Source organism: Xenophilus sp. (assembly GCF_044462705.1).
GTDB classification, from domain to species: domain Bacteria; phylum Pseudomonadota; class Gammaproteobacteria; order Burkholderiales; family Burkholderiaceae_C; genus Xenophilus; species Xenophilus azovorans.
In genome coordinates this window covers 1-6,764 of the sequence record NZ_JBIQNC010000237.1, presented here as the reverse complement: position 1 = coordinate 6,764, position 6,764 = coordinate 1, and the positions used below count along the sequence as shown (strand labels likewise).

5 protein-coding genes and 1 pseudogene are annotated in these 6,764 nt (G+C 71.5%); all 6 read left to right on the top strand.

Annotated features, from left to right (window positions below):
* A pseudogene (locus ACIY1X_RS23315) lies at nt 1–845 on the top strand (DNA-directed RNA polymerase subunit beta'); the annotation flags it as partial.
* 103 nt (nt 846–948) lie between these two features.
* The gene (locus tag ACIY1X_RS23310; RefSeq protein WP_399685240.1) at nt 949–1,545 is read left to right on the top strand and encodes a lema family protein; all 597 of its coding nucleotides are present in this window, start codon (nt 949–951) and stop codon (nt 1,543–1,545) included.
* 94 nt (nt 1,546–1,639) lie between these two features.
* Nucleotides 1,640–2,971, top strand: a complete 1,332-nt coding sequence (gene rsmB, locus ACIY1X_RS23305; RefSeq protein ID WP_399685242.1) for a 16S rRNA (cytosine(967)-C(5))-methyltransferase RsmB — start codon at nt 1,640–1,642, stop codon at nt 2,969–2,971.
* Nucleotides 2,952–3,596 (top strand): DUF4390 domain-containing protein, encoded by a 645-nt coding sequence (locus tag ACIY1X_RS23300; protein WP_399685237.1) that lies wholly within the window; start codon nt 2,952–2,954, stop codon nt 3,594–3,596. Before rsmB ends, ACIY1X_RS23300 begins: the two co-directional genes overlap by 20 nt.
* A complete protein-coding gene (locus ACIY1X_RS23295; RefSeq protein ID WP_399685234.1) occupies nt 3,593–5,902 on the top strand; it encodes an ATP-binding protein in 2,310 nt (769 codons plus the stop codon). Before ACIY1X_RS23300 ends, ACIY1X_RS23295 begins: the two co-directional genes overlap by 4 nt.
* A 64-nt stretch (nt 5,903–5,966) precedes the next feature.
* On the top strand, nt 5,967–6,671 hold the full coding sequence (locus ACIY1X_RS23290; protein ID WP_038213635.1) for a response regulator: 705 nt from the start codon (nt 5,967–5,969) through the stop codon (nt 6,669–6,671).
* Nucleotides 6,672–6,764 lie beyond the last annotated feature (93 nt).

Here is a 6,764-nt window from a genome sequence, read left to right as displayed (position 1 = left end):
AGAAGACCCGCGACATCACCGGCGGTCTGCCGCGCGTGGCCGAGCTGTTCGAGGCGCGTTCGCCCAAGGACAAGGGCCTGCTGGCCGAGATGACCGGCACCGTGTCCTTCGGCAAGGAGACCAAGGGCAAGATCCGCCTGCAGATCACCGACCCCGAAGGCAAGGTGTGGGAAGAACTCGTGCCCAAGGAGAAGAACATCCTGGTGCACGAAGGCCAGGTGGTGAACAAGGGCGAATCCGTGGTGGACGGCCCGGCGGACCCGCAGGACATCCTGCGCCTGCTGGGCTCCGAAGAACTGGCGCGCTACATCGTCGACGAGGTGCAGGACGTGTACCGGCTGCAGGGCGTGAAGATCAACGACAAGCACATCGAGGTGATCGTTCGCCAGATGCTGCGCCGCGTCGTGGTCGAGAACCCCGGCGACTCGGCCTACATCCAGGGCGAGCAGGTCGAGCGTTCGGAGATGCTGGACACCAACGACCGCCTGCGGTCCGAGGACAAGCTGCCGGCGACCTACACCAACCTGCTGCTGGGCATCACCAAGGCCTCGCTGTCCACCGACTCGTTCATCTCGGCCGCTTCCTTCCAGGAAACGACCCGCGTGCTGACCGAGGCGGCCATCATGGGCAAGCGCGACGAGCTGCGCGGCCTGAAGGAGAACGTCATCGTCGGCCGCCTGATCCCCGCGGGCACCGGCCTGGCGTACCACCAGGCGCGCAAGGCCAAGGACGCGATGGACGAGGCCGAGCGCCGCGCCATCGCCGAAGCCGAGGCCGCGGAACTGGTGGCATCGTCCGGCGAGGCCGCCGCGACCACGGCCGAGGCCAGCGAGGGTTCGGAGTGACCGGCCTGCCGGCCTGACGACGACCCTTGGCCATGACCGGCCTGCTGCGCCCTTCTTCCCCGTGCGGGAGAAGGGCGCTTTTTCTTCCACGGAGACCGCCGCGGTGAACTGGCTGGGCGATTCGCTGCTCACCTGGGCCGCCCTGGCGGCGCTGCTGTTCTGGTTCGTCGGCGCGCACAACCGCCTGGTGCGGCTGCGCGCCGCCGCGCTGCAGGCCTATGCCGCGCTGGACGCGCAGATGGTCCGTCAACTGGACTTCGTCCAGGCGGCGCTCCCGGCTCCGTCGGCCGGCGGGCCGGGCGACGACCACAGCGCCGAGACGGCGCTGCGCGCGGCGTCGGCGCAGATGTCCACCGTCATGGGCAGCACGCGGCCGCGGCCGCTCGACCCGCAGGCGATGGCCGCCCTGGGCACGGCCCTGGGCGTGCTGCTGATGGCCTGGCAGCGCATGCACCCGGACGCGGAGCCCATCAGCTTCGAGCCCGACGGAACCTTGTCGCGGCCCGCGCCTCTGCAGGAATTGCCGGCATCGGGTGCCGCCGCCGTGCCGCTGGTCTGGCCCGAGCCCTCGGCGCTGGCCGAGATCTCGCGCGCCCAGTTCAACGCCGCCGTGATCCAGTACAACCACGCCATCGGCCAGTTCCCGGCCGTGCTGGTGGCCTGGCTCTTGCGGATGCGGCGGGCGGCCCCGCTGGGCTGACGACCACGCCATCCTTCGACGCACCGACCCTTTTTCTTCCACCTTGTCCGCGCCTTCCTCATCCTCCCCCCTTTCCCCGGCCGCGACGCCGCCGATGGGGCCGCCGCTGTGGCAGCAGCTTCAGCAGGTGGCCGCCGTGCTGGCCGCGGTGCGGGCCGGCAGCTCGGCCACCCCCGCCCTGGAGGCGGTGGACCCGGCCTTGCGCCCCGGCGTGCAGGCCCTGGTCTTCCAGGCGCTGCGCTGGCTGGGGCGCGGCGAGGGCCTGCGGCGCCACCTGGCCAAGCGCACGCCGCCGCCCGCGGCCGACGCGCTGCTGTGCGGCGCCCTGGCGCTGGGCTGGGACGCGGCGCGCTCGCCCTACGAGCCCTTCACCCTGGTCGACCAGGCCGTCGAGGCGGCCAAGCGCAACCCGGCCACCCGCGCACAGGCCAGCTTCATCAATGCCTGCCTGCGCCGCTTCCTGCGCGAGCGCGACGAACTGGTGGAACTCACCGACCACGAGCCGGTGGCGCACTGGAACCATCCGCGCTGGTGGATCGAGCGGCTGCGGCGCGACCATCCGCAGGCGTGGCAGCGCATCCTGCGGGCCGACGACACGGCGGCGCCCCTGACCCTGCGCATCAACGTGCGCCGCACCTCGGTGGCGCAGTACCTGCCCGCGCTGGCCGCGATGGACCTGCCGGCGCGGCGCGTGGCCGGCAGCGGCCTCGAACTGGGCCGCGCGCGGCCGGTGCAGCAACTGCCCGGCTTCGAGGCCGGCGAGTTTTCCGTGCAGGACGCGGCGGCGCAACTGGCCGCGCCGCTGCTGCTGGACGGCCTGGCGCCGACCGGCGGCGGCGTGCTGCGCGTGCTGGACGCCTGCGCCGCCCCCGGCGGCAAGACCGCGCACCTGCTGGAGCACGCCGGGCCCGGCCGCCTGGCGCTGACGGCGCTGGACGTCGACCCGGCCCGCTGCCGCCGCGTGGACGAGACCCTGTCGCGCCTCGGGCTGGCCGGCGAGGCGCAGGTGCGCGCGGCGGACGCGGCTCGGCCCGCCGAATGGTGGGACGGCCAGCCCTTCGACGCCATCCTGCTGGACGCGCCCTGCACCGCCTCGGGCATCGTGCGGCGCCACCCCGACGTGCGCTGGCTGCGCCGCGAGAGCGACGTGGAGCAGCTCGCGCTGCAGCAGGCCATGCTGCTGGCCGCGCTCTGGCCGCTGGTGCGGCCCGGCGGACGGCTGCTGTACTGCACCTGCTCGGTCTTCCGGCGCGAGGGCTCGGAGCAGATCGATGCGTTCCTTGCAAGCAACACCGATGCGCAAGTGCTTCCCTCCCCAGGACATCTGCTGCCCCAGGGCGGGCCGGGCCGGCACGCCGTCGCGGACAATGCCCTCGGTGAGCACGACGGCTTCTTCTACGCCCTGCTTGAAAAGCGCCGGGCCTGAGCGCGATGGGCGCCGCGGCTGCCTGCGCCTGCTGGCGGCCGCCGTGCTGCTGGCTGCCGGCGGCGGGCACCTGCCCGCGGCCCGGGCCCAGGCGGGCCCTGCTGCCGAAGTCACCCAGCTCAAGCTGGAGCGCAGCGACGACGGCATCTTCGTCAGCGCGGCCGTCCGGCTCGACCTGCCGCCGCCGGTGCTGGACGTGCTGGACAAGGGCATCGCCATCCACTTCGTCGCCGAGGCCGAGCTGTTCCGCGAGCGCTGGTACTGGACCGACCGCAAGATCGGCCATGCGGCGCGCCACATGCGGCTGGCCTACCAGCCGCTGACGCGGCGCTGGCGGCTCAACGTGTCGCCGGTGCCCATCACCGCCGCCATCGCGGGCGTCACGCTGAACCAGAACTTCGACTCGCTGGACGATGCCCTCGACGCGGTGCGGCGCATCGGCCGGCTGCGCATCGCCGACGCGTCGGAAGTGGGCGAGGAGGGGGAGAGCTACCCGGTCGTGTTCCGCTTCCGCCTCGACACCTCGCAACTGCCCCGGCCCTTCCAGATCGGCCTGGTCGGCCAGTCGGACTGGAACGTCGCTGTCGAGCGCAGCGTGCAGCTGCCGCTGGAGAAAATGCAATGAGCACGCCGCCCATCGCTCCGCCGCACCGCTCGCGCGGCGTGCGCTGGGCCATCGGCGTGGGCGCCGCAGCCGTCACCGCCATCGGGCTGGTGCTGATGTTCCTGCTGGCCCAGTCGACCAACAACCAGGCCCTGTACGAGCGCAACTACGCGCGGCTGTTCGCCATCAACGTGGTGGTGGCCATCGCGCTGCTGCTGGTCATCGGCTGGGTCGCCTTCCGCCTGGCGCGCCGGCTGCGCCAGGGCAAGTTCGGCAGCCGGCTGCTGGTCAAGCTGGCGGCGGTGTTCGCGCTGGTCGGCGTGGTGCCAGGCATCCTGGTCTACACCGTCTCCTACCAGTTCGTCGCCCGCTCCATCGAGAGCTGGTTCGACGTCAAGGTCGAGGGCGCGCTCGACGCCGGCCTGAACCTGGGGCGCGCCACGCTCGACTCGCTGGCCGACGACCTGGCCGGCAAGGCGCGGGCGGCGGCGGGCCAGCTCTCGCAGGTGCCCGACACCAGCACTGCGCTGGCGTTGGACCGCATGCGCGACCAGCTCGGCGCCAGCAACCTGCTGCTGTGGACCGCCTCCGGCCAGCTCATCGCCAGCGCCGGCAGCTCGCGCTTCGAGCTCAACCCCGAGCGGCCCACGCCCCAACAGTTGCGCCAGGTGCGGGCCGACCGCGCCGTCGCCTACATCGAAGGGCTGGACGAGGCGGCGCAACTGCCCGGCGGGGCCGTGCCGCCGGCCCAGGTGAAGGCCATGGCGCTGGTGCCGCGGCCCGGCTTCGACCTGCGCAGCGAGCCGCGCTTCCTGCAGATCGTGCAGCCCCTGCCGACGGCGGTGGTGGCCAACGCGCTGGCGGTGCAGGAGGCCAACCGCGAGTACCAGGAGCGCGCCCTGGCCCGCGAGGGCCTGCGCCGCATGTACATCGGCACCCTCACGCTGAGCCTGTTCCTCGCCGTGTTCGGCGCGGTGCTGCTGGCCGTGCTGTTCGGCAACCAGCTCGCCCGGCCGCTGCTGGTGCTGGCCGACGGCGTGCGCCAGGTCGCCGCCGGCGACCTGCGGCCCACGCAGGTCTCCACCAGCCGGGACGAACTGGGCGGCCTGACGCGCTCCTTCGCCGAGATGACCCAGCAGCTCGCCGACGCGCGCGCCGCGGTGGAGCGCAGCATGGGCGAGGTGGACGCGGCGCGCGCCAACCTGCAGACCATCCTCGACAACCTCACCGCCGGCGTCATGGTGCTCGACCGCGCCGGCGTCATCGTCTCCACCAACCCCGGCGCCACGCGCGTGCTGCGTGCGCCGCTGGCCGCCTACGAGGGGCGACCGCTGGCCGAGGTGCCCGGCCTGGCGGAATTCGCGCTGGCCGTGCTGCACCGCTTCGACGAGTTCGAGCTCGACGCCACGCAGCACGGCCTGGACCACTGGCAGCACGCCTACGAACTGCACGCCAGCGGCATCGGCGTGGAGCGCAGCGCGGTGAACATCGTGGCCCGCGGCGCCAGCCTGCCGGCAGCGCAGCGGCTGCTGGTGTTCGACGACATCTCCGAGATCGTCTCGGCCCAGCGCGCCCAGGCCTGGGGCGAGGTGGCGCGCCGGCTGGCGCACGAGATCAAGAACCCGCTCACGCCCATTCAACTGTCGGCCGAGCGGCTGGAGCTCAAGCTGGCCGGCAAGCTGCCGCCTGCGGAAGAGGCGGTGCTGCAGAAATCGGTGCGCACCATCGTCGACCAGGTCGACGCGATGAAGCGCCTCGTCAACGAATTCCGCGACTACGCGCGGCTGCCCGCGGCGCAACTGCAGCCGCTGGACCTCAACGCCCTCGTCACCGAGGTGCTGCATCTGTACGACCCGGCCAACGCTGCCGTGCCCATCGAGGCGGAGCTCGATGCGCGCTGCCCGCCCATTCGCGGCGACGCGCAACAACTGCGGCAGGTAATTCACAATTTATTGCAAAACGCCCAGGACGCCACCGAGGCCGCGACGCAGAAGGGCACCGCGATGCCGCCGGTGATCGTCCGCACGCGGCTGTCCGACTCCGGCCAGCGCGTGCGCCTCACGGTGCTGGACGCGGGCAGCGGCTTCGCGGAGCACATCCTGCAGCGAGCCTTCGAGCCCTACGTCACCACCAAGAGCAAGGGCACCGGATTGGGGCTGGCGGTGGTCAAGAAGATCGCCGACGAGCACGGCGCCCGCATCGAACTGTCCAATCGCACGGCGGATGGGTCTGTGGTCGGCGCGCAAGTCTCGCTATCATTTGCGATGGCAACCGGACGCGCACAGAACCCGTCGGACAACGACACACGGGCGCCGGCGACGACCTGAGCATCGTCCGCTGCACAGAGGGAATGCAGCGCGGTACTGATTACAAGCAAGCACTCATCATTCAATGGCAAACATCCTGGTGGTCGACGACGAACTGGGCATTCGGGACCTGCTCTTCGAAATTCTCAACGACGAAGGTCACAACGTCGACCTGGCCGAGAACGCCTCGGAGGCGCGTGCCGCGCGCCAGCGCGCCCGGCCCGACCTGGTGCTGCTCGACATCTGGATGCCCGACACCGACGGCGTGACGCTGCTCAAGGAGTGGGCCACCGCCGGACTGCTCACGATGCCCGTGATCATGATGAGCGGCCACGCCACCATCGACACCGCCGTCGAGGCCACGCGCATCGGCGCCTTCGCCTTCCTCGAAAAGCCGATCACGCTGCAGAAGCTGCTCAAGGAAGTGGAGCGCGCGCTGGCCAAGGAAGACGCGCGTCGCGCTGCCGCTGCCGTGGTGCCGCCCATGGCCGCGGCGGGTCAGCCGCTGATCTCCGGCGTACCGATGAGCGCCGTGATCGGCCCGGCCGGTGCCGCGCTGCCGCCCACACCCGAGCCTGGCCCGCAGGCGATGCAGAGCTTCGACCTCGACCGCCCCCTGCGCGACGCGCGCGACGGCTTCGAGAAGGCCTACTTCGAGTTCCACCTGGCCATGGAGAACGGTTCCATGACGCGCGTGGCCGAGAAGACTGGCCTGGAGCGCACCCACCTCTATCGCAAACTCAAACAATTGGGTGTCGACCTGTCCAGGGGACGCCGTAGCGCTGTATAATCATGGGCTCGGCTTGGTGCAACGCCAAGCGACGGCCCGGTAGCTCAGTTGGTAGAGCAGCGGATTGAAAATCCGCGTGTCGGTGGTTCGATT

Excerpts from the sequence above, each read along its gene's own strand:
- rsmB (WP_399685242.1), top strand. The coding sequence starts at position 1,640 with ATGGGGCCGCCGCTGTGGCAGCAGCTTCAGCAGGTGGCCGCCGTGCTG.
- ACIY1X_RS23295 (WP_399685234.1), top strand. The coding sequence starts at position 3,593 with ATGAGCACGCCGCCCATCGCTCCGCCGCACCGCTCGCGCGGCGTGCGC.
- ACIY1X_RS23290 (WP_038213635.1), top strand. The coding sequence starts at position 5,967 with ATGGCAAACATCCTGGTGGTCGACGACGAACTGGGCATTCGGGACCTG.